Genomic DNA, 22789 nt, shown 5'->3' with positions numbered 1-22789 from the left:
CCATGAACGCAGTGACGCGTCGCGTCGTCATAGGCACCGCCGCGGTTTCGATGGCACTGGCCATGACCGCGTGCGGCAAGGCCGGCGACGGCGACGACAAGGGCAACGGCGGCGACAGCAAGACCATCGGTCTGCTGCTCCCCGAGAACAAGACGACCCGCTACGAGACCTTCGACCGCCCCATCATGGAGGCGAAGATCGAGGAACTCTGTTCGGACTGCAAGGTCAAGTACAACAACGCCGCGCAGGACATCGAGACCCAGAAGAAGCAGTTCGACGCCCTCGTCACCCAGGGCATCAAGGTGATCATTCTGGACGCGGTCGACTACAAGTCGACCAAGTCCTGGGTCAAGCAGGCCGAGAAGCAGGGCGTCAAGGTCGTCGCGTACGACCGTCTCGCCGAGGGCCCGCTCGCCGCCTACGTGAGCTACGACAACGAGAAGATCGGCCGCCTCCAGGGCGGGGCCATGGTCAAGGCGCTCGGCTCCGAGGCCAAGGACGCCAACGTCGTCATGATCAACGGCTCGCCGACCGACCCGAACGCCCCCTTCTTCAAGAAGGGCGCCCACTCGGTGCTCGACAAGAAGGTCAAGAAGATCGCGTACGAGCAGGACATCCCGGACTGGTCGCCCGACGAGGCGAACCGCAAGATGTCCTCCGCGATCGACAAGCTCGGCAAGGACGGCATCCAGGGCGTCTACGCCGCCAACGACGGCATGGCGGGCGGCGCGATCACCGCCCTCAAGCAGCGCGGCATCAAGGTCCCCGTCGGTGGCCAGGACGCCGAACTCGCGGGTGTGCAGCGCCTGTTGAGCGGCGACCAGGACTACACGATCTACAAGGAGATCAAGCCGGAGGCCGAGACCACCGCCGAGATCGCGGTGCGCCTGCTCCAGGGCAAGGCCATCGACACGATCACCGACCGCAAGGTCGACTCGCTCAGCGGCGACTTCAAGGGCATCCCGGCCAAGCTCTACGACGCGCAGGCGATCACCAAGAACGAGGTCGCCGAGACGATCGTCAAGGACAAGGTCTACAAGGTCAGCGAGATCTGCACCGCCCAGTACAAGAAGGCGTGCGACGCGGCGGGCATCAAGTAACTCCCGCCCGCGGCACAGCCGTTCACATCGTTCACATGAAGTGAGTTCCGGGGGGCGCTCCAGAGAGCGCTCCCTGGAACCCGTGCCCACTCGCGGCACTGCTCTCGCTGCACCACCATCCCCGCCGGTCAGGCGGCGAAGGAGATGATTCACGTGTCCGCTACGCCCGTGCTGGCGTTGCGCGGGGTCTCCAAGCGGTTCGGCGCCGTCCAGGCGCTCACGGACGTAGACCTCGAAATCCATGCCGGTGAGGTGGTCGCCCTCGTCGGCGACAACGGAGCCGGCAAGTCCACCCTCGTCAAGACGATCTCGGGCGTCCACCCGATCGACGACGGCACCATCGAATGGGAGGGCCGCCCGGTCCGCATCGGCCGGCCGCACGACGCCCAGAACCTCGGCGTGGCCACCGTCTACCAGGACCTCGCCCTGTGCGACAACCTCGACGTGGTCGCCAACCTCTTCCTCGGCAGCGAGCTGAAGAGCGCCTCCGTCCTCGACGAGATCAAGATGGAGAAGCGGGCCAGGGAGCTCCTGGACACCCTCTCCATCCGCATCCCCAGCGTCCGCATCCCGGTCGCGGCGCTCTCCGGCGGTCAGCGCCAGGTCGTCGCCATCGCCCGCGCCCTGGTCGGCGACCCCAAGGTCGTCATCCTCGACGAGCCCACCGCGGCCCTCGGCGTGGAGCAGACCGCGCAGGTCCTCGACCTGGTGGAGCGGCTGCGCGAGCGCGGCCACGGCGTGATCCTCATCAGCCACAACATGGCCGACGTGAAGGCCGTCGCGGACACGGTCGCGGTGCTGCGGCTCGGCCGCAACAACGGCACCTTCTCCGTCGCCGACACCAGCCACGAAGAGATCATCGCCGCGATCACCGGCGCCACGGACAACGCCGTCACCCGCCGCAAGGCGCGTACGGCCACGGCACCGAAGGAGGGAGCGAAGTGAGCGACCTCGCCAAGACCCCGACGAGCAAGAACACCGACGCCCCGGCCTCCGCCGCGCCCGTCCCCGCGGTCGACCCGCGCCTGCTGGTGCGCGAGGAGGGCCTGGCCGGCTACTGGAGCGAGTTCAAGCGCAAGATGCGCGGCGGCGAGCTGGGCTCGCTGCCGGTCGTCATCGGCCTGATCGTCATCGCGGTCGTCTTCCAGCTGAAGAACGACCACTTCCTGGACGCGAGCAGCCTCGCGAACATCGCGGTCTTCACCTCCGGCCTCGGCATCATGGCCGTCGGCATCGTCTTCGTCCTGCTGCTCGGCGAGATCGACCTCTCGGTCGGCTCGGTGGCGGGCATGGGCGCGGCCGTCTGGGCCGTGCTGAGCGTCACCCACGGCCTGAACGACTGGCTCGCGGTGCTCCTCGCCATCCTCACCGGACTGGTCATCGGCGCCGTCCACGGCGCCTTCTTCGCCAAGGTCGGCGTGCCCGCCTTCGTGGTCACCCTGGCCGGCTTCCTCGGCTGGAGCGGTCTGCAGATCTGGCTGATGGGCGGCGAGGGGAGCATCAACACTCCCGAGGGCAGCGTCGTCGAGGACCTCACCGGCCACTTCTTCGCGGAGAAGGGCGCGGCCTACGGCCTGGCCGCCGTCGCGATCCTCGCGTACGCGGCCTCCCTGCTGCTCGACAGCAAGCGCCGCAGGAGCGCCGGGCTGCCCTCGCGCCCGGTCAGCGAGATCGTGCTGCGCACGGTCGTCGTCGCGGTCCTCGCGGGCGGTGCGGCGTACGTGCTGAACGAGCCCGTCGGCGCCCGCGGCCTGCCGCTGGCCCTGGTGCTCTTCCTGGCCGTCCTCGTGATCGCGGACTTCGTGGCGCGCCGCACCACCTTCGGCCGCCAGGTCTTCGCGGTCGGCGGCAACGCGGAGGCCGCTCGCCGGGCCGGCATCAACGTCGACCGGGTCCGGATCACCGTCTTCGCGATCTCCGGCATGCTGGCGGCCTTCGGCGGCCTGTTCATCGCGAGCCTCTCCGGCGGCGCCACCAAGAGCCTCGGCGGCGGCAACACGCTGATGATGGTGATCGCGGCGGCCGTCATCGGCGGCACGAGCCTGTTCGGCGGCCGCGGCAAGGTGTGGTCCGCGCTCCTCGGCATGCTGGTGATCCAGTCCATCCAGCAGGGGCTGAACCTGCTCGGCATGGCCAGTGAGATCCAGTTCATGATCACGGGAGCGGTACTGCTCGCGGCGGTGGTCATCGACTCCGTCTCGCGGCGTACGCAGAAGTCGGCGGGGCGCGCGTAGCGTTCCCCCGGGCGGATTTTCGGCTGCCGGCTCTGTTGTTGCTGGTCGCGCGGCTCTCCGTGCCCCTTACGGGGCTTCCCCCGTGCCCCCCAAGGGGCGCGGGGGTTCTCCGTGTGAGCCGGGGGCGGCTCCCCGGGCGCGGTTCGCGGCGGCGGAACATTAGACTCGACAGACCCGGCAACGCTCGAACAGCACATCTCAGCTCTATTGCAAGGAGGCACGGGTGCCGCTGCTGACCCGCATCACGGGACCGCGCGATCTGGACCGGCTCAGCCCCGAGGAGCTGAACGAGCTGGCCGGAGAGATCCGCGGCTTCCTCGTCGAGGCAGTCTCCAAGACCGGCGGCCACCTCGGCCCCAATCTCGGCGTGGTCGAGCTGACCATCGCCCTGCACCGCGTCTTCGAGTCCCCCAAGGACAAGGTCCTCTTCGACACCGGCCACCAGAGCTACGTGCACAAGCTGCTCACCGGCCGCCAGGACTTCAAGGGACTGCGCGGCAAGGGCGGCCTGTCCGGCTACCCCTCGCGCGCCGAGTCCGAGCACGACGTCATCGAGAACAGCCACGCCTCCACGGTCCTCGGCTGGGCCGACGGCCTGGCCAAGGCGAACGAGGTGCGCGGCAAGGACGACCACGTCGTCGCCGTCATCGGCGACGGCGCGCTCACCGGCGGCATGGCCTGGGAGGCGCTGAACAACATCGCGGCCGCCAAGGACCGCCCGCTCGTGATCGTCGTCAACGACAACGAGCGGTCGTACGCGCCCACGATCGGCGGGCTCGCCAACCACCTCGCGACGCTGCGCACGACCGACGGCTACGAGCGGTTCCTGGCCCGCGGCAAGGACATCCTGGAGCGCACCCCCGTCGTCGGCAGGCCGCTGTACGAGACGCTGCACGGCGCCAAGAAGGGCCTGAAGGACTTCATCGCCCCGCAGGGCATGTTCGAGGACCTCGGCCTGAAGTACGTCGGCCCGATCGACGGCCACGACATCGAGGCCCTGGAATCCGCGCTCCAGCGCGCCAAGCGCTTCGGCGGCCCGGTGATCGTGCACTGCCTCACCGAGAAGGGCCGCGGTTACAAGCCCGCCGAGGAGGACGAGGCCGACCACTTCCACGGCATCGGCCCGATCCACCCCGACACCGGCCTGCCCATCGCCGCGGGCGGCATGGACTGGACGTCCGTCTTCGGCGAGGAGATGGTCAAGCTCGGCCACGAGCGCGAGGACATCGTCGCCATCACGGCGGCCATGCTCCAGCCGGTCGGCCTGGCCAAGTTCGCCAAGGCGTTCCCCGAGAGGGTGTACGACGTCGGCATCGCCGAGCAACACGCGGCCGTCTCCGCGGCGGGCCTGGCCACCGGCGGCCTGCACCCCGTCTTCGCCGTCTACGCCACGTTCCTCAACCGCGCCTTCGACCAGCTCCTGATGGACGTGGCCCTGCACAAGTGCGGCGTCACCTTCGTCCTGGACCGGGCGGGCGTCACCGGCACGGACGGCGCCTCGCACAACGGCATGTGGGACATGTCGATCCTCCAGTGCGTGCCGACGGTGCGGATCGCCGCCCCGCGCGACGCCGACCAGGTCCGCCTCCAGCTCCGCGAGGCCGTCGAGGTCGACGACGCGCCGACCGTCGTGCGCTACTCCAAGGGCGCGGTCGGCCCGGCCGTCAAGGCCGTCGGCACGGTCGGCGGCATGGACGTGCTGCGCGAGGCGGGCAGCGAGCGGCCCGACGTGCTGCTGGTGTCCGTCGGCGCGCTCGCGCCGATGTGCCTGGAGATCGCGGGCCTGCTCGACAAGCAGGGCATCACCACGACCGTCGTGGACCCGCGCTGGGTCAAGCCGGTGGACGAGGCCATGGCGCCGCTCGCCGAGCAGCACCGCGTCGTCGTCACCGTCGAGGACAACTCCCGCGCGGGTGGCGTCGGTTCCGCGATCGCCCAGGCCCTGCGCGACGCGGGCGTCGACGTGCCGCTGCGCGACTTCGGCATCCCGCCGCGCTTCCTCGACCACGCCTCCCGCAAGGAGATCATGGCCGAGATCGGGCTGACCGCCCCGGACATCGCCCGCCAGGTGACGGGTCTGGTCGCCAAGCTCGACGGCCGGTACGAGCGCGCGGGCGACGCCGTGGAGCCCGCCCGCGACTGAACCCTGCCCGACACCGCCGAAGGGCCGGTCCCGACACCCTGTACGGGTGGTGGGACCGGCCCATTCGCGTGAATGGGCCCGCGCCGGGGCGTGCCGCGTACGCGGCCTCTCGATCATGTCGGGGACGACAAGCGTGGGAGGTACGCCCGTGAGCAGCACCCTCTTCAGGACGAAGAGCGTCGAGCAGTCCATCAGGGACACCGAGGAGCCGGAGCACGCGCTCAAGAAGTCGCTGTCCGCCCTCGACCTCACGGTCTTCGGCGTCGGCGTGATCATCGGCACCGGCATCTTCGTCCTGACCGGAAAGATCGCCAAGGAGACGGCGGGGCCCTCGGTGGCCCTCGCCTTCGTCGTCGCGGGCCTCGTCTGCGGGCTCGCGGCGCTCTGCTACGCCGAGTTCGCCTCGACGGTGCCGGTGGCCGGGTCCGCGTACACCTTCTCGTACGCCTCCCTCGGGGAGTTCCCGGCCTGGATCATCGGCTGGGACCTCATCCTGGAGCTGGCGCTCGGCTGCGCGGTGGTCGCGGTCGGCTGGTCCGGCTACCTGCGCTCGCTCCTGGACACCGCGGGCCTGCATCTGCCGCAGTCGCTCAGCGGGACGCACGAGGGAAGCTTCGGCTTCGACCTGCTGGCCTGTCTGCTGGTGCTCGCCCTGACCGGCGTCCTGGTCCTCGGCATGAAGCTGTCCTCGCGGGTGACCAACGTCATCGTCGCCGTCAAGGTCACCGTGGTGCTGCTGGTCATCATCGTCGGCGCGTTCTTCATCACCGGCGCCAACTACGACCCGTTCGTCCCGTCGAGTGAGCACCCCGAGGGCGCCGGCGGCGTCGCGGCGCCGCTGGTCCAGCTGATGTTCGGCTTCACGCCCTCGAACTTCGGCGTGATGGGCATCTTCACCGCGGCGGCCGTGGTCTTCTTCGCCTTCATCGGCTTCGACATCGTGGCGACCGCCGCCGAGGAGACCCACAACCCGCAGCGCGACGTGCCCCGCGGCATCCTCGGCTCGCTGCTGATCTGCACCTTTCTGTACGTCGCCGTGTCGGTGGTCGTCACCGGTATGCAGAAGTACAGCGAACTGTCGACGGACGCCCCGCTCGCCGACGCCTTCAAGTCCGTGGGGCACCCCTTCTGGGCGGGCCTGATCAGCTTCGGCGCGGCCGTCGGCCTCACCTCGGTCTGCATGATCCTGCTGCTCGGCCAGACCCGGGTCTTCTTCGCGATGAGCCGCGACGGGCTGCTGCCGCTGACGTTCTCCAAGGTCCACCCCAAGTTCGGCACGCCCTACCGCTCGACGATCCTGCTCGGCGTGATCGTGGCGATCGTCGCGGGCTTCACGTCCATCGACGAACTGGCCGAACTGGTCAACATCGGCACGCTGTTCGCCTTCGTCGTCGTCGCGCTCGGCGTCATCCTGCTGCGCAGGCAGCGCCCCGACCTGCCGCGCGCGTTCCGCACCCCGCTGGTGCCGTTCGTGCCCGTCCTGTCGGTGCTCGCCTCGCTGTGGCTGATGCTCAACCTGCCGGCGGAGACCTGGCTGCGGTTCGCCATCTGGATGGTGATCGGCATCGTCGTCTACTTCGCGTACGGGCGCTCGCACAGCCGCCTCCACGTGCGCGACCCCCACGCTGGTAACGCACTGTAGCCAACTGTCTTTCCGTAAGTCTCTCGGCAGGCCTCGTATGTCCCGATACGCCCAGGGGTACGGGGCCCGATAGCGTGCACACATGCCCGCCGTGCCCTCCGCCCTGCCACGCTCCGTACGCGACGTCCGGGCGCCGGGCGGACGTGAGTCGCGCACTGTGTGCGACCGGGCCGCTCCCTGGCTGCGGCTGCTTCCCCTGCTCGCCGCCCTGGCGTGCCTGACCCGCCTGCCCTCCTTCCGGTGCCCGCTGTGGAACCCCGACGAGGGCTATCTGGCCGTCCAGGCGCGGATGCTGGCCGACGGCGGCGAGCTGTACGAGACGGTGGTCGACCGCAAGCCGCCGCTCGTCCCCTGGCTCTACGCGGGCGCCTTCGCGCTCTTCGGCGACTCCTCGCTCCTGCCGCTGAAGGTCCTCGCGATCGCCGCGCAGCTCCTGACGGCGGTGCTGCTGGCCGCACTGGCCCGGCGCCGCTGGGGGCACGGGGCGGGGCGCACGGCGGGCGTGCTGTACCTGCTGATCTCCGTCGGCCTCAACCCCGAGGACGCCCAGGCCGCCGGCTTCGAGGTCTTCATGCTGCCCTGCACGGCCGCCGCCATGTGGTGCGCGGACCGCCGCCGGTGGGGCGCCGCGGGCGCGGCGGTCGCCTGCGCCTTCCTCGCCAAGCAGACCGGGGGCGCGGTGCTCCTGCCGGTCCTGTGGCTGCTGTGGCGCGGCGGGGCGGGGCGCCGGGGCCTGCTGTGCCTGGGGGCCGGGCTGTGCGCCCCCGTCCTCGCGGCGGCCGCGCTCACCACGTTCTCCGGCTTCCTGTTCTGGACGGTGACGGGATCGGGCGCGTACGCCTCCTTCACGGGCTCCGAACTCCACGTGCTGGGGCGGGGACTGGCGAACGCCGCGCTCCTCGCGGTGGCCTGCGCGGGCATCGTCCCGCCGGTGGTACGCGTGCTGCGCATCGCCCGTACCGGGCCGGGGGAGCTGTGGCTGTGGCTCGCCTCGTCGGCGGCGGCGGTCCTGCTCGGCTTCCACTTCTTCGGCCACTACTACCTGCAACTCATGCCGCCGCTCGCCCTGTTGGGCACGGCGGCCCTACAGATCCTGCCGCGCCGGTGCACGGCCCGCGCGGTCACCGTCTCGGGCTGCGCGTGCGCGCTGTTCCTGGCCTGGGGCCTGGTCGTGCCGCGTCCCGAACTGGCGCACGCCACGCGCCTGGCGGAAACGGTCAGGGCGTACACGGCGCCCGACGCCGAGGTGCTGTTGTGGGGGATGCACCCGGAGGGCTACTGGCTGGCCGACCGCGCCCCCGCGAGCCGCTTCCTGACGGCGGGTCTGCTGACCAACTACAGCGGCGGCCGCGACGGCCCGAAGGTGGGGGAGAGGTTCGGGGTGCGGGGCGCGTGGCCCACCTTCGAGAAGGAGTGGCGCGCCCACCCGCCGGCCCTGGTCGTCGACGACTCCCGCGGCAAACCGTACGGCCTCTCCCACGTCCCGTCCCTGCGCAGGGCGCTGGAGGCGGGGTACGAGCCGGTGCTGCGGGTGGAGGGGGCGGTGGTGTACCGGCGGGTGGAGTGAGGCCGGTGGACCGTCGGCGCGGTCGGCTCCCGCGTACAGTCTGGTGATCGACCGTGAGGGAGGCGAGGGTGCGGGCAGGGGGCAGGCGGGTCCTCGCGGCGGCCATGGCCGTGTTCTGCGTGGCGCTTCTTGGTCCGAGCGCGCCGGGCGACGCCTTCCTCGCCAGGTCGCTGCCCGCCGACGCCGTCCGGGACGTCGTGCCGAACCGGGTCATGACGTGGAACATCTGCAACCCCTGTGAGGTGGGCAACGCCGGCCGGGCGGCGGAGATCGCCACGTACGCGCCGCAGGTCATCGGCCTGCAGGAGGCCTGCATACGGGACGTGGAGAAGATCCGCGACTATCTGGAGGGCCTGTACGGGCTGGTCTACCACGTCGAGTACGGGACGGCGCTGCGCAGTTGGGGCCGCTGCGGAGGATGGCCCTGGCGCCCGGGCGGGTTCGGCCAGGCGATCCTCTCGGCGGCGCCGATGACGGACCGCGTGCACGTGCGTTACCCCGACGGCGGTTCCGAGGACCGGGGGTACCTGGCCGTGACCACGAAGGTGGACGGCCGGTCCGTCCGCGTCTTCGACACGCACCTCGCCCAACGGCGGCAGGAGGACGTCCGGGCGGCACAGACCGCGGTGCTCGCCGCGGCCGTCGCCCGGCACGAGCGCGCGATCGTCCTCGGCGACTTCAACGCCGAACCGGCCGCACCCGAGCTGGCGAAGATGTGGTCCCTGGCCACGGACACGGACCCCGGGTGCCGCCCCGCGCCCACCGGCCGCGCCGGCTGCGTGCCCACCACGGACTGGCACAGCAAGTTCGACTACGTCTTCCTGCGGGACGTCGCTTCGCGGAAGCACGGTGTCCATCCGACCCTGTACTCGGACCATCACATCCTGCACAGCGACGTGGAGCTGGGGTGACCCCTTGGCCGCGCGGGCGCGGGCGGGCGCGGGTCAGCGGCGGCGCCCCCACCCCCGTACGACCCCTGTCAGGGCGTTGACCGCCTCGGTCGCGTCGTCGGGGTGCTCGCGCAGGCGGGGGCCGAATTCCACGTGCAGGAACGAGACGTCGTGGAGGGCCGCCGAGCGGCCCTGCACGTTCGTGCGGCCCTCCAGGGGGCAGGACCGGGCCCAGGCCCGGCACACGTCGTAGCCCCGCTTCCGCAGGGCGGTCGCGAGGGCGCGGGCCTCGGTGCGCCCCTCGGTGCCCCGGCCCGTGGAGGCGACCACGTCGTGGTCCGGAGCCGAGTCGTCCGCCATGCCGTGCAGCTGTACGCCGGGCAGCCCGCGCCGCGCCAGTTCGGCGCAGACGGCGTGGAAGACGCTGTCCCTGCGGTGCGCCACGTCGGCCTCGTCGCCACGGCCGGCTTTGCGATGCGCTCCCGCGACGATCAGGATGCCGCCCGGGGCGCGTCCGAGGAGCCTCGCGCCGAGCCGCTCGGTGTTGCGGTCGGCGACGGGGTGCGGCACCTGGACCGTCCAGCGCGCGGGGGAGTCGAGGTCGAGATAGACGCGCCCCCAGCCACGGGGTGCGGCGCCGCCCTCGGAGCGGTCGGCCACCTCCGCGTACCGGCGGCCGGTGGCCTCGTCGGTCACCGTGCGCAGCGCGAAGTCCACGTCGGCCAGGCGGTGTTCGGCCTCCTCGCGGCGGCCGTCAAGGAGCAGGGCGACCCCCTTGGTGATGCTCTCGCGGTCCCCGCGGGAGGGGTGGCGGTAGCCGGTGTCCTCGCCGAAGCCGGCGGTGTACTCGGTGATCTCGCGCTCCAGGCCGGGCGCGGGGGTGGCCGCGCCCGGCGACCGGTACCCTTTCCCGGTGGGCTCGCGGTCCTTGCCCGAGGAGTCCCCGGTGCACTGGGAGAGGCTGAGGACACAGGCCGTGACGGCGGCGAGGATCCGCAGCTTCTTTGCGACCGCCATGGGCCGGGTGCGGGAGTTCATCATGGTCGTATAAAGATATCCCTGTGATGACACGTCCCTCCGGCAGGCATTTCGTGACCTGTGCGGCCTCCGCGCTCCTGCTTTTCGCCACGGCCGCCTGCGGTCCCTTCGGCGCCGACGGCGAAGCCGCCGCCGACGGCCCCTCGTTCACCGTCGCCGCCGCGGGTGACATCCTGATCCACCCCCAGCTCACCGACCAGGCCCGCAAGGACGCCAAGGTCACGGGCAAGGGCGACAGGGGCCTCGACTTCCGGCCGATGATGGCCGGGGTCAAGCCGGTCATCAGCAAGGCCGACCTCGGCATCTGCCACTTCGAGCCGGTGGTGGGCAAGCCCGACGGCCCCTTCCAGAGCTATCCCGACTTCCTCGTCCCGCCGCAGATAGCCACGGCGGTCAAGGACGTCGGCTACGACCAGTGCTCGACCGCCTCGAACCACACGCTCGACCACGGCCCCGCCGGCGTCACCCGCACCCTGAACACGCTGGACAAGGCGGGGCTGCGCCACACCGGCTCGGCACGCAGCGCGGCGGAAGCGGACAAACCGCTCATCACCGAGGTCAAGGGCGTCAAGGTCGCGCAGATCGCCTTCGCCTTCGGGTTCAACGGCCGCGAGGTCCCGAAGGACAAGCCGTGGCTCGTCAACCAGAACGACTTCGGAAGGATCTCCGCCGCCGAGAAGAAGGCGCGGGCCGCGGGCGCCGAAGTGGTGATCCTCAGCATCCACTGGGGGCGTGAGAACCAGCCCAACGCCAGCGGCCCCCAGCTCGCGCTGGCCCGCAAGATCGCCCGGGAGAGCGGCATCGACCTCGTCATCGGCCACCACGCCCACGTGGTCCAGCCGATGGAGAAGGTCGACGGCACCTGGATCGCGTACGGCCTCGGCAACCAGATCGCCCGGCACGACGTGCCCAGCGGGCTGACCGAGGAGGGTGTCATCGGCTGGTTCGAATTCGTCAAGCGCGGCGGCAAGTGGGACGTCGACGCCAAGTACGTGTCCACGTTCGTGGACATCCCGCCGGACCCGGACGAGACCGGCGCCCTGCCCAAGGGAGCGGTCAAGGACCACCGGCTCCTCGACGTGGCCGCCGTGCTGCGGGACGGCGAGGGCCTCAGTGAGCAGCAGCGCTCCCGCTACCGGCTGGCCTTCGAGCGCACCCAGGGCACGCTTTTGAACAGGGGCGCGAGCAAGGACGGACTCGAACCGCTGGAAGAACTTCCGGCGGACTGAACCGGAGGGTAAACCTCCGCACAGCGCGATGTAACTCACATCTCATTCAGGCCGTACATCTTTTTCGGCGGACCGAGGGTCGAACCTCTCCGGAGCGCATCACTGTGCGTTTCCCTGCCATGCGTCATTCCAGGAGAGGAGCACCCCTTGGCCGCTTCGCGTTCGAAGCGGCGGCACAAGGTCCGCCGAAGGACCGACATGTCCCTGCTGGGTGGCATACGTCCCCCCATCGCCGTGCTGTCGGTCCTGCTCCTCGCCCTCGCGGGCATCACCGCCCTCACCCTCGGCCGCGCCGGACAGGAGGCCGTGCCCAAGGCGGTCAAGCTGTCCCAGCAGCACTTCGCGGAGGACGGCGCCATCGCGCTGCGCGCCTCCATCGACGAGTCCGTCACCGACCTGACGCGCACCGCCGAGCTGTTCAGCGCCGGTGAACCGGTGCCCCCCGACGCCGTCCTCGACAAGATCGGCAGCGTCTACCAGAAGTGGATGGGCACCGCGGTCGTCGAGATCTCCTCGGGCAAGCTCCTCGCCGCCCGCGGCGAGAACCTCCCGCTGACCGCCATCGACCGCGGCGCCCTCGCCGACAAGGACGGCCTCGCCCCCCGCATGGTGCGCCTGGAGAACGGCGAGACGCGCCTGCTCTCCTTCGCCCTGCTCACCTGGCAGGGTCAGCCCCAACAGCTCCTGGTCGCCTCCAGCAGCCTGCGCTTCCCCGGCATCAGCCTCGGCAAGTTCCGCTCCATCGGCGTCGTCGGCCAGGACGGGCACCTGCTGAGCACCGACGGCATCCCCGAGCCCGAACAGGTCCTCACCGACCTCCAGCGCGACGAGGTCAAGCAGTCCAACAAGCAGCTCAAGGCCTTCGCCGAGGCCGCCGCGAAGAAGACCCGCACCCACCCGCTCATGTCCAAGGAGCCCGGCTCCGGCGGCTTCCTCGGCGTCAGCGGCCACCTCACCGGCGAGCGCTACCTCGGTGAACGCGCCATCGGCGGCTACGCGAGCCTCGCCGGACCCGAGGCGGGCAAGGCCACCGTCGCCACCCGCCTCGGCCTCTCCGTCGTCGCGATGGTCCCGGTCGCCGAGGACCCCGTGGCCACCCACAGCTCCGCCTTCGGACTGCTCGCCGCGGCCGCCCTGCTGCTCATCGGCGGGCTCACCGTCTTCCTGCTCCTGCGCACCGTCCAGCGCCCGCTGATCCGGCTCTTCCTCGAAGGCCGCCGACTGACCCGCGGCGACCTGGACAGGCCCGTCACCGTGCCGAAGTCCGGCGAGGCGGCCCGCATCGGCGCCGCCCTGGAACGCCTGCGCCGCCAACTGCTCGGCGAACCCGCCGGCGCGGGCCAGACACCGGCCCGCCGCGGCCGGTTCGGCAGCCGCACGCTGATCGCGGTGTGCGCGGTCCTCCTGCTCGCCTGGTCCGCGCCGCTCATGCTGCTCCTGAACCGCGCCGGCGACACCGTCGTCGTACCGCAGCAGATGGTCAACGACCAGCGCGAACGCACCGACACCCTGACCGACCGGGTCCGCCGCGCGCTCAACGAGGGCCACGCCGACCTCACCTCCGTCGCCTCCCTCATCGGCAACCGCACCAAGGCCACCGACATGGCCACGGTCCTCGACAGCACCCTGAACCAGCACTCCCGCTACCAGTCCCTGTACGTCCTCGACGCCAAGGGCGAGGTCCTCGCCCGGGCGGGCGGCGACCCCCGCAGCCCCGCCGGCAAGGGGCCCTCCACCCAGCAGATCCGGGTCCTCGACGAGGGCGGCAAGGAGCCGGTCATCCTCGGCACGGCCGAGATCCCCGGCCGGGCGGGCGCCGCCGTGGTGGGCGAGTTCCGCATCGACTTCCTCAACTCGCTGCTCAAGCGGCCCGGCCTCGGCCAGGTCCGCGTCATCGACGAGAAGCGCAAGGTGATCGGCGCCAACAGTGGCTACCGCGAGTTCGAGGGGCTGCCCAGCGGCCGCCTGAACGCGCTCGCCGAGGGCACCGGACAGAAGGTCGGCCTCAGCCCCCGCCCCAGCGGCGTCCTGTACCGCGACGGCGACGACATCCAGATCGCGGCCGCCGCGCCCTTCGTCGGCGGCGGCGCGGCCCGCTCGCTCGGCTGGACCGTGCTCAGCTGGCAGCCCGCGTCGGGCCTCGCCATCCCCGAGTACACCCTGCAGAACCGCACCGTCCTCGCCGGTCTCCTCGGCATCACCGCGGCGGCGGCCTGCCTCGGCTGGCTGCACATCGTCGTCGTCCGGCCGCTGCGCCACCTCGCCGACCAGGCCGAGGCGCTCGCCGACGGGGACCGCCGCACCGTCCTGTACCCGCGCCACCACGACGAGGTCGGCGCCGTCACCCGCAGTCTGGAACTCATCAGGCAACAACTGCCGACGGGCACCCAGCGCAAAAGGGACGGCGTCACGGCCGGCCTCGCCGGAAGGAACTGAACCCCGTGCTCTTCCTCTACACCGTGCTCGTGGTGTGCGGCGCCGTCCTGCTGGTGGCCGGCGTCGTCGAACAGCGCCGGCACTTCGCCAACCTGGAGCACATCCCCTCGCGGGTGCTCGTCAACGGCATCCGCGGCAAGTCCTCCATCACCCGGCTGTGCGCGGGCGCCCTGCGCGGCGGCGGCCTCACCACGGTCGCCAAGACCACCGGCACCGCCGCCCGCTTCATCCACCCGGACGCCACCGAGGAGCCCGTCTACCGCAAGTTCGGCATCGCCAACGTCGTCGAGCAGATCGGGATCGTGCGGCGCGCCGCCGCCTACCACCCGGACGCCCTGGTCATCGAGTGCATGGCGGTCATGCCCGCCCTCCAGGAGATCAACCAGTCCAAGCTGATCCGCTCCACCATCGGCGTGCTCTGCAACGTCCGCGAGGACCACCTCGCCGAGATGGGTCCGACCCTCGACGACGTGGCGCGCTCGCTCTCGCGCTCCATGCCGGAGGGCGGCATCTGCGTGACCGCGGAGAAGGACCGCTTCGACATCCTCAAGCAGGAGGCCGACGCCCGGAACTGCGAGCTGGTCTACGCCGACCCCGAGACGGTCACCGACGACGAGCTGCGCGGCTTCAGCTGGTTCACCTTCAAGGAGAACGTGGCCATCGCGCTGAAGGTCGCCGACCTCCTCGGCGTCGGCCGCGAGGTCGCCCTCCAGGGCATGTACGAGGCGCCGCCGGACCCCGGTGTCCTCTCCGTCGAGCGGTACGCCACCGAGGACGGCAAGAAGCTCCGCTTCGCCAACGTCTTCGCGGCGAACGACCCCGAGTCGACGCTGATGAACATCAACCAGCTGCTCGACCTCGGCGCCATCCACCGGCCGCTCAACGTCGTCATCAACTGTCGCCCCGACCGCGTCGAGCGCAACGGCCAGATGGGCGAAATCATCCCCGACCTGAAGCCGGACAAGGTCTTCGTCATCGGCCACCCCGCCAAGTCGGCCATCGACGCGATCCCCGCCGAGTGGCGCTCGCACGCCGTCGACCTCGGCGGCGACCGGCGCGACCCGGAGGAGTTCATGCGCGAGATGCTCGCGCAGCTCGGCCCCGACTCCTCCCTCGTGGCGATCGGCAACATCCACGGCCAGGGCGAACTGCTCCTGGAACACCTCGCGGAGCTGCCGCCGGACGAGAGCGAGGAGCAGGCCCCCGAGGAGCCCGCGCCGTTCTACGAGCCGCGCGTCGACCCCTACCAGCACTACTCCGAGGCGTACGAGACGCGGTACACGAGCACCGGCCAGCACCCGCAGGTCCGCCTCCCCGCGCAGCACCACGCCCCGGAACAGCGGTACGCGGCACAGCAGCAGCGCCACGAGGCACACGAGCCGTACCAGCAACCCTACGAGGCGCAGCAGCCTTACGAGGCGCAACAGTCCTACGAGGCACAGCAGGCACAGCAGTCCTACGAGGTGCAGCAGTACGACCCGCACCAGCAGTACGAGCCATACCAGCAGCACCAGCAGCACCAGCAGCACCAGCCGTACGAGACCCACGGCCGGCCCCCCGCCCCCCGCGGCATGTTCGAGCCGCGGGTGCCGCCCGCACCGCCCGCCGCAGACGACACCCAGCAGTGGCACAGCCCAGGAGAGCCCCGTTGATTCCCTCCGTCCTCACCCCTGAGATCGCCGCGGTCGGCATCGCGCTCGGGCTGCTCTTCTCCCTGGTCTGCTACCTCACGACCAACCTCTCGCCCGGCGGCATGATCACCCCGGGCTGGCTGGCGCTGACCCTCGTCGAGGACCTCCAGCGCGCGGCCATGGTGGTCGGCGTGACCGTGCTGACGTACGCCGGCACGCTGCTGATGCAGAAGTTCGTGATCCTCTACGGCAAGCGGCTGTTCGCCGCGGTCGTGCTGCTCGGCGTGACGCTCCAGGCGACCGTGATGATCGTGCTCTCCCTGGAGTTCCCGCTCATGTACGCGAACCAGACCCTCGGCTTCATCGTCCCGGGCCTGATCGCCTACCAGCTCGTGCGCCAGCCCAAGGGCCCCACGCTGCTCGCCACCGGCTCGGTGACGCTCATGGCCTACGTCGTCCTCACCGCCGGGATCCTCCTCGGCTTCATGCCGTCCGCCTGATTCCCTGGAGTCATTCATGCCGCCCAAGAAGAAACGTCCCGTCCTGCACGCGGCGACCGTGCTCGCCCTGCTCGCCGGCAGTGCCTACCTGACCGTGGAACTGCGCGCGGACGAAGCGGCCAAGGTGCCCAAGGTGCAGGCCGTCACCGACACCCCGGGGCTGCGCAACAGCACCGGGCAGCAGGCGAGCGGCGAGCTGAAGTGGGAGCGGCTGAAGAACCCCGACCGCTCCGTGCTGCGCACCGACGGCGGCAAGGTGCTCGCCACCTTCACCGACGGCGCCCGCACCGCGACGCTGACCGGCCCGAGCCGCACCTTCACCGAGCCCGCGAACACCAAGTCCCGCGTCGTCACCAACGACTGGGTGCGGCTGATGCCGGAGACGTGGCGGGAGGGCGCGGAGAAGGAGAAGTGGTTCAAGGACTGGTACAAGGAGTTCTCCGGCAGCGAGGAGGACGACATCTTCGCGATGGCGTTCCAGTACGTGGAGGGCGCCCCCGCCAAGAAGGACGACGAGGGCATCGCGTACGCCGGTGACGCCGACTTCGGTCCGCTGAACCCCAACGGCAGCTCCGGCAACGACCTGCGCCTGGAGCAGTCCGACTTCTACGACTACCTCGGCATCCCCTACACCTTCCGCAACGGCACCACCGTCCAGCCCGAGAAGCTCCGGGCCCGCTCCATGGACTGCTCGGGCTTCATCCGCACGGTCTTCGGCTACCGCGCCCGCTACCCCCTGATGGCCGACGACAGTTCCGGCGACGGCCTGCCCCGCACCGCCAACGGCATGGCGCGCGGCAAGGCCGGCACGGACGTCATCGAGCTGAAGGGCGTCGGCGCGGCCGACCGCCCCAAGTCCATCGACGTGGTGCAACCCGGCGACCTGGTCTTCTTCAAGCTCGACGCCCGCACCAAGCAGCGCCTCGACCACGTCGGCATGTTCCTCGGCCACGACGCCGACGGCCACAAGATCTTCATCTCCAGCCGGGAAGAGGTCAACGGCCCGACCATCGGCGACAAGGGCGGCACCTCCCGCCTCGACGGCAACGGCTACTACGCCTCGACGCTGCGCAGCGCCAAGCGGCTCTAGCCGCGGCAGGTCGGTCAGGGGGCGCGCACCGTCCTGGGGCCCGCGCAGTGGGCGCCCACCTCACCGACCCTGCGGCGCAGTTCGCGGTCGGCCGTGATGACCACGCACGGCCGGCCCGCGGCCTCCGCGGCCACTTTCACGATGTGGTCGTCACCGCTGCCGGGCGCGCTCTCCACGCGTACGCCCGGCACGGACTCGACGCCCCGCGCCGCGCCCTCCACGACGAGGACGACGTCCACCGGGCCCGGGTGGCCCTCGACGCCTTCCTCGGCGTGGGCGACGAGCCGGTCCCGCAGGCGTTCGGCGGCCCCGCGGCGGTCGTGCCACCAGCCGTCCGGCACGGAACCGACGACGTTGGCGCCGTCGACGACGACAAGAGTTCTCATGCGGCAAACGTAAACTAATAGGCAAAACGCTGTGCGCACGTGAACGTGGAAGGGTTGCCGCCGAGTCATGACGCCGAGGACGACGTCCGTCAGCACCGGTGCCCCGGACACCGCCCGCTGGCTGCTGCGCGGCAAGGACGGCCGCCTCACCGCGTACGCCCGCGCCGAGGGCGGGCTGCTGCGCTGGACCGAGACCGCGCCCGGCGGCCCCGGCTGGACGGGCCCCGACTTCTTCGCGGCGCCCGACCTGACCTACCTCACCCTGGCCCAGGGCGCCGACGGCTACGTGCACTTCGTGGGCCGCGGCGAGCGGCGCGAGGCCGACGGCAAGGTCGTCGTCGACCTCGTGCACTCCATCCAGTACCAGACGGGCCGCCCGCTCATGGACTGGCGCTCGCTCGGCAACCCGCACACCAAGCTCGTCGAGCGCGCCCCCCACCTCGGCGCGCCCGCGGCCGCCGTGGACGCGGCGGGCACCGTCCACGTCTTCGTGCGGGACGCCGTGCACAGCGTGCGGATGCGCCGCGAGGGCAAGGGCGGCAAATGGGAGGCCTGGAAGGACTTCAAGGTCCGCGAGGCCCTGGACGGCATCGTCGCCCTCGCCACCTCCACCGGTCGCGTCGAGGTCCTCGCGCCCGGCGCCGAGGCCACGTTGCGCTGGGCACAGGACGAGCAGGGCGGTGACCTCGCGCGGCGGGACGACGTGCCGCTCGCCGCGGCCCCCGGCTCGGGCACGGTCCTGGAGACGGGCCCCGACCGCTTCACGTACTACGCCGCCGACGCGCACGGCAGCGGCATGCTCGCCCACCGCCCGGCCGACGGCGGCTCCGCCGTGCCACTCGGCGGCGCCCCCGGCACCGCGCCCGTCGCGGCCCTGCGCACGACCATAGACGGCCATGACTGCACGGTCCTCGCGCACCGCACGGCCGGCGGCCGCCCCGCGCTCGCCGCGTTCCCCACGGAGGACGAGGAAGCGGGCCTGTGGTGGGCCGAGACCGGCGAACGGTGCCTGGGCGCACCGGCGTTGGCCCTCGACGCCCGGGGCCGCGTGGTCATGGCGGCGATCGGCCTCGACGGCACGCTGCGGCTCGCCCGCCAGAAGGCGGAGCCGGGCCTCGCGCTGGAGGCGTGGACGACGGCCTGACGCCGGGTGCGGGCAGCGGAACGGGGCGCGGGCAGCGAAACGGCCGGGGCCGTACGGGAGTTGCTCCCGTACGGCCCCGGCCGTGTTGCGGCGGCGTAGGAGTTACGCCGGGACGCTCGCCACGCCCTGCGCGAGGAACCGCTTGCCGTTCACCCGCTCGCTGACGCCCTCACGGTCCAGGTACGGCGTGATGCCGCCCAGGTGGAAGGGCCAGCCCGCGCCCGTGATCAGGCACAGGTCGATGTCCTGGGCCTCGGCCACGACGCCCTCGTCGAGCATGAGCCCGATCTCCTGGGCCACCGCGTCGAGCACCCGGTCGCGTACCTGCTCCTCGGTGAGGACGGAGTCACCCTGCTTGAGGAGGGCGGCGACCTCGGGGTCCAGCTCCGGCTTCCCGCTGTCGTACACGTAGAAGCCGCGCTTGCCCGCCTTGACGACGGCCGCGAGGTTCGGGGAGACGGTGAAGCGCTCCGGGTAGGCGCGGTTGAGGGTCTCCGAGACGTGCAGGCCGATGGCCGGACCGACCAGCTCCAGGAGGACCAGCGGCGACATCGGCAGACCGAGCGGCTCGATGGCCTTCTCGGCGACGGCGACCGGGGTGCCCTCGTCGATGATGTTCTGGATCTCGCCCATGAAGCGGGTCAGGATGCGGTTCACGACGAACGCCGGGGCGTCCTTCACGAGCACCGCGGTCTTCTTCAGCTTCTTGGCGACACCGAACGCCGTGGCCAGCGAGGCGTCGTCGGTCTGCTCGCCGCGCACGATCTCCAGGAGCGGCAGGATCGCGACCGGGTTGAAGAAGTGGAAGCCGACGACCCGCTCGGGGTGCTTCAGCTTCGACGCCATCTCGGTGACCGACAGCGAGGAGGTGTTCGTGGCGAGGATGGCGTGCGCCGGGGCGACCGCCTCCACCTCCGCGAAGACCTGCTGCTTGACGCCGATCTCCTCGAAGACGGCCTCGATGATGAAGTCCGCGTCGGAGAAGCCCTCGGCCTTGTCCAGGACGCCGCTCACCAGCGCCTTGAGGCGGTTGGCCTTGTCCTGGTTGATGCGGCCCTTGCCGAGCAGCTTGTCGATCTCGGCCTGGACGTAGCCCACACCCTTGTCGACGCGCTCCTGGTCGATGTCGGTCAGTACGACCGGCACCTCCAGCCGGCGCAGGAACAGCAGCGCGAGCTGCGAGGCCATCAGACCGGCGCCGACGACACCGACCTTGGTGACCGGGCGCGCCAGGTTCTTGTCCGGGGCACCGGCGGGGCGCTTGGCGCGCTTCTGCACGAGGTTGAACGAGTAGATGCCCGCGCGCAGTTCACCACCCATGATGAGGTCGGCGAGCGCCTTGTCCTCGGCGTCGAAGCCCTTCTGGAGGTCGCCGTCCTTGGCGGCCTCGATGATCTCCAGGGCGCGGTAGGCGGCCGGAGCGGCGCCGTGCACCTTGGAGTCGGCGATGGCACGGCCACGCGCGACGGCGGCGTCCCAGGCCTCGCCCCGGTCGATCTCGGGACGGACGACCTCGATCTCGCCCCTGAGGACGGAGGCCGTCCAGAGCAGCGACTGCTCCAGGAAGTCGGCGCCCTCGAAGAGGGCGTCGGCGATGCCGAGCTCGAAGACCTGCTTGCCCTTGAGCTGACGGTTCTGGTTGAGCGAGTTCTCGATGATGACCGAGACCGCGCGGTCGGCGCCGATCAGGTTCGGCAGCAGCGCGCAGCCGCCCCAGCCCGGGACCAGGCCGAGGAAGACCTCGGGCAGCGAGAAGGCGGGCAGTGCCTTGGAGACGGTGCGGTACGAGCAGTGCAGACCGACCTCGACGCCACCGCCCATCGCGGCGCCGTTGTAGTACGCGAAGGTCGGCACGGCGAGGCCCGACAGACGCTTGAAGACGTCGTGGCCGCCCTTGCCGATGGCCAGCGCGTCCTCGTGGCGCTTGAGGATCTCCACGCCCTTGAGGTCGGCGCCGACGGCGAAGATGAACGGCTTGCCGGTGATGCCGACACCGACGACGGAACCCTCGGACGCCTCCTTCTCGACCTGGTCGATCGCGGCGTTCAGGTTCGCCAGCGAGCCCGGGCCGAACGTGGTCGGCTTGGTGTGGTCGAAGCCGTTGTCCAGCGTGATGAGCGCGAAGCGCCCCGCGCCGCCCGGCAGGTCGAGGTGGCGTACGTGCGCCTGCGTGACGACCTCGTCCGGGAACAGCTCGGCCGCACCCTTCAGAAGCTCGGTGGTCGTGGTGCTCACTTGTCGCCTCCGGCGTCCTTGTGGTTCGGGTTCTCCCAGATGACCGTGGCGCCCATGCCGAAGCCGACACACATGGTCGTGAGGCCGTAACGCACCTCGGGCTGCTCCTCGAACTGCCGCGCCAGCTGCGTCATCAGGCGTACGCCGGAGGAGGCGAGCGGGTGGCCGAACGCGATGGCGCCGCCGTACTGGTTGACGCGCGCGTCGTCGTCCGCGATGCCGTAGTGCTCCAGGAAGGCGAGCACCTGCACGGCGAAGGCCTCGTTGACCTCGAAGAGACCCATGTCGGAGATGGACAGGCCCGCCTTGGCGAGCGCCTTCTCCGTGGCCGGGATCGGGCCGTAGCCCATGACCTCCGGCTCGACGCCCGCGAAGGCGTACGAGACGAGGCGCATCTTCACGGGGAGGTTGTTCTCCCGCGCGAACTCCTCGGAGGCGATCAGGGAGGCGGTGGCGCCGTCGTTGAGCCCGGCGGCGTTGCCGGCCGTGACGCGGCCGTGGGTGCGGAACGGCGTCTTCAGCCCGGCGAGGTTCTCCAGGGTGGTGCCCGGGCGCATCGGCTCGTCGGCGGTGGCGAGGCCCCAGCCGGTCTCACCGGCCTCTTCGTTGGTACGGCGTACGGAGATCGGCACGAGGTCGGCCTGGATCTTGCCGTCGGCGTAGGCCTTGGCGGCCTTCTCCTGCGAACGCACGGCGTACTCGTCGGCGCGCAGCTTGGTGATGCTCGGGTAGCGGTCGTGCAGGTTCTCGGCGGTCATGCCCATGAACAGGGCGGACTCGTCGACCAGCTTCTCGCTCACGAAGCGGGGGTTCGGGTCGACGCCCTCGCCCATGGGGTGGCGGCCCATGTGCTCGACGCCGCCGGCCACGGCGATGTCGTACGCACCGAAGGCGACGCTGCCCGCGACCGAGGTCACGGCGGTCAGCGCGCCGGCGCACATGCGGTCGATGGAGTAGCCGGGCACGGACTGCGGGAGCCCGGCGAGGATGCCGGCGGTGCGGCCGATCGTCAGACCCTGGTCGCCGATCTGCGTGGTCGCGGCGATGGCGACCTCGTCGATCTTGGCGGGGTCGAGGTCCGGGTTGCGGCGCAGCAGCTCCCGGATGGCCTTCACGACGAGGTCATCGGCACGGGTCTCGTGGTAGATGCCCTTCGGACCCGCCTTGCCGAACGGGGTGCGGACGCCGTCCACGAAGACGACGTCCCTGACGGTACGAGGCACGATGGCTCTCCTCCAGGGTGCGGTTGCGCCACGCCTGCGGCGCGCTTCCTGAAGCCATGCTACTTGCCGGTAACTATGTGGCCAAGGGTCGCCTCGGGGAGGCGAACGTCACAATCGGCTCGCGCCGGGTGGTGTGGGGGGGTCGGGGGGCCTGCCCGGGGGTGGGCATCCGCGGGTGCGGGTCGTAGTGCCCGCCGCTTCGCGGCGGGTGTTTTCCCACCCACCCGCCCATTACCCCGCGTCGGCGGGGTGGGGTAGCGGCCTGGGGTGGTTATGCATGCCGGTGGTGGTCACCCGGGCT

General features: G+C 71.1%; 17 protein-coding genes. 13 read left to right on the top strand and 4 right to left on the bottom strand.

Going from position 1 to position 22789, the window contains the following annotated elements:
• Positions 1 to 2 precede the first annotated feature (2 nt).
• The 7 genes from ACZ5GP_RS27380 to ACZ5GP_RS27350 all read left to right on the top strand — a co-directional run bounded on the left by ACZ5GP_RS27380 (position 3) and on the right by ACZ5GP_RS27350 (position 9597).
• Positions 3 to 1100, top strand: coding sequence for a substrate-binding domain-containing protein (locus tag ACZ5GP_RS27380; protein WP_468753342.1), 1098 nt, complete (start codon positions 3 to 5; stop codon positions 1098 to 1100).
• A gap of 144 nt (positions 1101 to 1244) precedes the next feature.
• Positions 1245 to 2045, top strand: coding sequence for an ATP-binding cassette domain-containing protein (locus tag ACZ5GP_RS27375; RefSeq protein WP_468753341.1), 801 nt, complete (start codon positions 1245 to 1247; stop codon positions 2043 to 2045).
• Complete coding sequence (locus ACZ5GP_RS27370; RefSeq protein ID WP_468753340.1) at positions 2042 to 3334, top strand: sugar ABC transporter permease; 1293 nt, start codon at positions 2042 to 2044, stop codon at positions 3332 to 3334. The genes ACZ5GP_RS27375 and ACZ5GP_RS27370 overlap by 4 nt, the downstream gene beginning before the upstream one ends.
• A gap of 223 nt (positions 3335 to 3557) precedes the next feature.
• On the top strand, positions 3558 to 5477 hold the full coding sequence (dxs, locus tag ACZ5GP_RS27365; protein ID WP_468753339.1) for a 1-deoxy-D-xylulose-5-phosphate synthase: 1920 nt from the start codon (positions 3558 to 3560) through the stop codon (positions 5475 to 5477).
• A gap of 115 nt (positions 5478 to 5592) precedes the next feature.
• Positions 5593 to 7119: an amino acid permease gene (locus tag ACZ5GP_RS27360; RefSeq protein WP_468753338.1), complete on the top strand. Its 1527-nt coding sequence runs from the start codon at positions 5593 to 5595 to the stop codon at positions 7117 to 7119.
• Positions 7120 to 7201: 82 nt separating this feature from the next.
• Positions 7202 to 8686, top strand: coding sequence for an ArnT family glycosyltransferase (locus tag ACZ5GP_RS27355; protein WP_468753337.1), 1485 nt, complete (start codon positions 7202 to 7204; stop codon positions 8684 to 8686).
• 104 nt (positions 8687 to 8790) lie between these two features.
• Complete coding sequence (locus ACZ5GP_RS27350) at positions 8791 to 9597, top strand: endonuclease/exonuclease/phosphatase family protein (protein ID WP_468753431.1); 807 nt, start codon at positions 8791 to 8793, stop codon at positions 9595 to 9597.
• Positions 9598 to 9630: 33 nt separating this feature from the next.
• On the opposite strand, the gene ACZ5GP_RS27345 is transcribed toward ACZ5GP_RS27350, so the two are convergent.
• Positions 9631 to 10614 (bottom strand): hypothetical protein, encoded by a 984-nt coding sequence (locus ACZ5GP_RS27345; RefSeq protein ID WP_468753336.1) that lies wholly within the window; start codon positions 10612 to 10614, stop codon positions 9631 to 9633.
• A gap of 26 nt (positions 10615 to 10640) precedes the next feature.
• On the opposite strand from ACZ5GP_RS27345, the gene ACZ5GP_RS27340 reads away from it, so the two are divergent.
• The 5 genes from ACZ5GP_RS27340 (at position 10641) to ACZ5GP_RS27320 (ending at position 17500) form a co-directional block, all read left to right on the top strand.
• Positions 10641 to 11843 carry a CapA family protein gene (locus tag ACZ5GP_RS27340; protein WP_468753335.1) on the top strand — a complete coding sequence of 401 codons (1203 nt, stop codon included), beginning with the start codon at positions 10641 to 10643 and terminating at the stop codon, positions 11841 to 11843.
• A gap of 198 nt (positions 11844 to 12041) precedes the next feature.
• On the top strand, positions 12042 to 14279 hold the full coding sequence (locus ACZ5GP_RS27335) for a HAMP domain-containing protein (protein WP_468753334.1): 2238 nt from the start codon (positions 12042 to 12044) through the stop codon (positions 14277 to 14279).
• 5 nt (positions 14280 to 14284) lie between these two features.
• A complete protein-coding gene (pgsB, locus tag ACZ5GP_RS27330; RefSeq protein ID WP_468753333.1) occupies positions 14285 to 15931 on the top strand; it encodes a poly-gamma-glutamate synthase PgsB in 1647 nt (548 codons plus the stop codon).
• The gene (locus tag ACZ5GP_RS27325) at positions 15928 to 16410 is read left to right on the top strand and encodes a poly-gamma-glutamate biosynthesis protein PgsC/CapC (RefSeq protein WP_468753332.1); all 483 of its coding nucleotides are present in this window, start codon (positions 15928 to 15930) and stop codon (positions 16408 to 16410) included. The genes pgsB and ACZ5GP_RS27325 overlap by 4 nt, the downstream gene beginning before the upstream one ends.
• A gap of 16 nt (positions 16411 to 16426) precedes the next feature.
• Complete coding sequence (locus ACZ5GP_RS27320) at positions 16427 to 17500, top strand: C40 family peptidase (RefSeq protein WP_468753331.1); 1074 nt, start codon at positions 16427 to 16429, stop codon at positions 17498 to 17500.
• A 14-nt stretch (positions 17501 to 17514) separates the two neighbouring features.
• On the opposite strand, the gene ACZ5GP_RS27315 is transcribed toward ACZ5GP_RS27320, so the two are convergent.
• Positions 17515 to 17886 (bottom strand): NYN domain-containing protein, encoded by a 372-nt coding sequence (locus ACZ5GP_RS27315; RefSeq protein ID WP_468753330.1) that lies wholly within the window; start codon positions 17884 to 17886, stop codon positions 17515 to 17517.
• A 67-nt stretch (positions 17887 to 17953) separates the two neighbouring features.
• Between ACZ5GP_RS27315 and ACZ5GP_RS27310 the strand changes: the two genes are divergently transcribed.
• Positions 17954 to 19030 carry a hypothetical protein gene (locus ACZ5GP_RS27310; RefSeq protein ID WP_468753329.1) on the top strand — a complete coding sequence of 359 codons (1077 nt, stop codon included), beginning with the start codon at positions 17954 to 17956 and terminating at the stop codon, positions 19028 to 19030.
• 102 nt (positions 19031 to 19132) lie between these two features.
• On the opposite strand, the gene ACZ5GP_RS27305 is transcribed toward ACZ5GP_RS27310, so the two are convergent.
• A complete protein-coding gene (locus ACZ5GP_RS27305; protein ID WP_468753328.1) occupies positions 19133 to 21265 on the bottom strand; it encodes a 3-hydroxyacyl-CoA dehydrogenase NAD-binding domain-containing protein in 2133 nt (710 codons plus the stop codon).
• Positions 21262 to 22488: a thiolase family protein gene (locus ACZ5GP_RS27300; protein ID WP_468753327.1), complete on the bottom strand. Its 1227-nt coding sequence runs from the start codon at positions 22486 to 22488 to the stop codon at positions 21262 to 21264. Before ACZ5GP_RS27300 ends, ACZ5GP_RS27305 begins: the two co-directional genes overlap by 4 nt.
• Positions 22489 to 22789: the final 301 nt, after the last annotated feature.

It is taken from the genome of Streptomyces sp. NPDC031466, assembly GCF_055581265.1.
This window is presented reverse-complemented; position numbering and strand designations above follow the sequence as displayed.

Coding starts and splice junctions, on each gene's coding strand:
- ACZ5GP_RS27380 (WP_468753342.1), top strand. CDS start 3: ATGAACGCAGTGACGCGTCGCGTCGTCATAGGCACCGCCGCGGTTTCG.
- ACZ5GP_RS27375 (WP_468753341.1), top strand. CDS start 1,245: ATGATTCACGTGTCCGCTACGCCCGTGCTGGCGTTGCGCGGGGTCTCC.
- ACZ5GP_RS27360 (WP_468753338.1), top strand. CDS start 5,593: ATGTCGGGGACGACAAGCGTGGGAGGTACGCCCGTGAGCAGCACCCTC.
- ACZ5GP_RS27355 (WP_468753337.1), top strand. CDS start 7,202: ATGCCCGCCGTGCCCTCCGCCCTGCCACGCTCCGTACGCGACGTCCGG.
- ACZ5GP_RS27350 (WP_468753431.1), top strand. CDS start 8,791: ATGGCCGTGTTCTGCGTGGCGCTTCTTGGTCCGAGCGCGCCGGGCGAC.
- ACZ5GP_RS27345 (WP_468753336.1), bottom strand. CDS start 10,614: ATGAACTCCCGCACCCGGCCCATGGCGGTCGCAAAGAAGCTGCGGATC.
- ACZ5GP_RS27340 (WP_468753335.1), top strand. CDS start 10,641: ATGACACGTCCCTCCGGCAGGCATTTCGTGACCTGTGCGGCCTCCGCG.
- ACZ5GP_RS27335 (WP_468753334.1), top strand. CDS start 12,042: ATGTCCCTGCTGGGTGGCATACGTCCCCCCATCGCCGTGCTGTCGGTC.
- ACZ5GP_RS27320 (WP_468753331.1), top strand. CDS start 16,427: ATGCCGCCCAAGAAGAAACGTCCCGTCCTGCACGCGGCGACCGTGCTC.
- ACZ5GP_RS27315 (WP_468753330.1), bottom strand. CDS start 17,886: ATGAGAACTCTTGTCGTCGTCGACGGCGCCAACGTCGTCGGTTCCGTG.
- ACZ5GP_RS27310 (WP_468753329.1), top strand. CDS start 17,954: ATGACGCCGAGGACGACGTCCGTCAGCACCGGTGCCCCGGACACCGCC.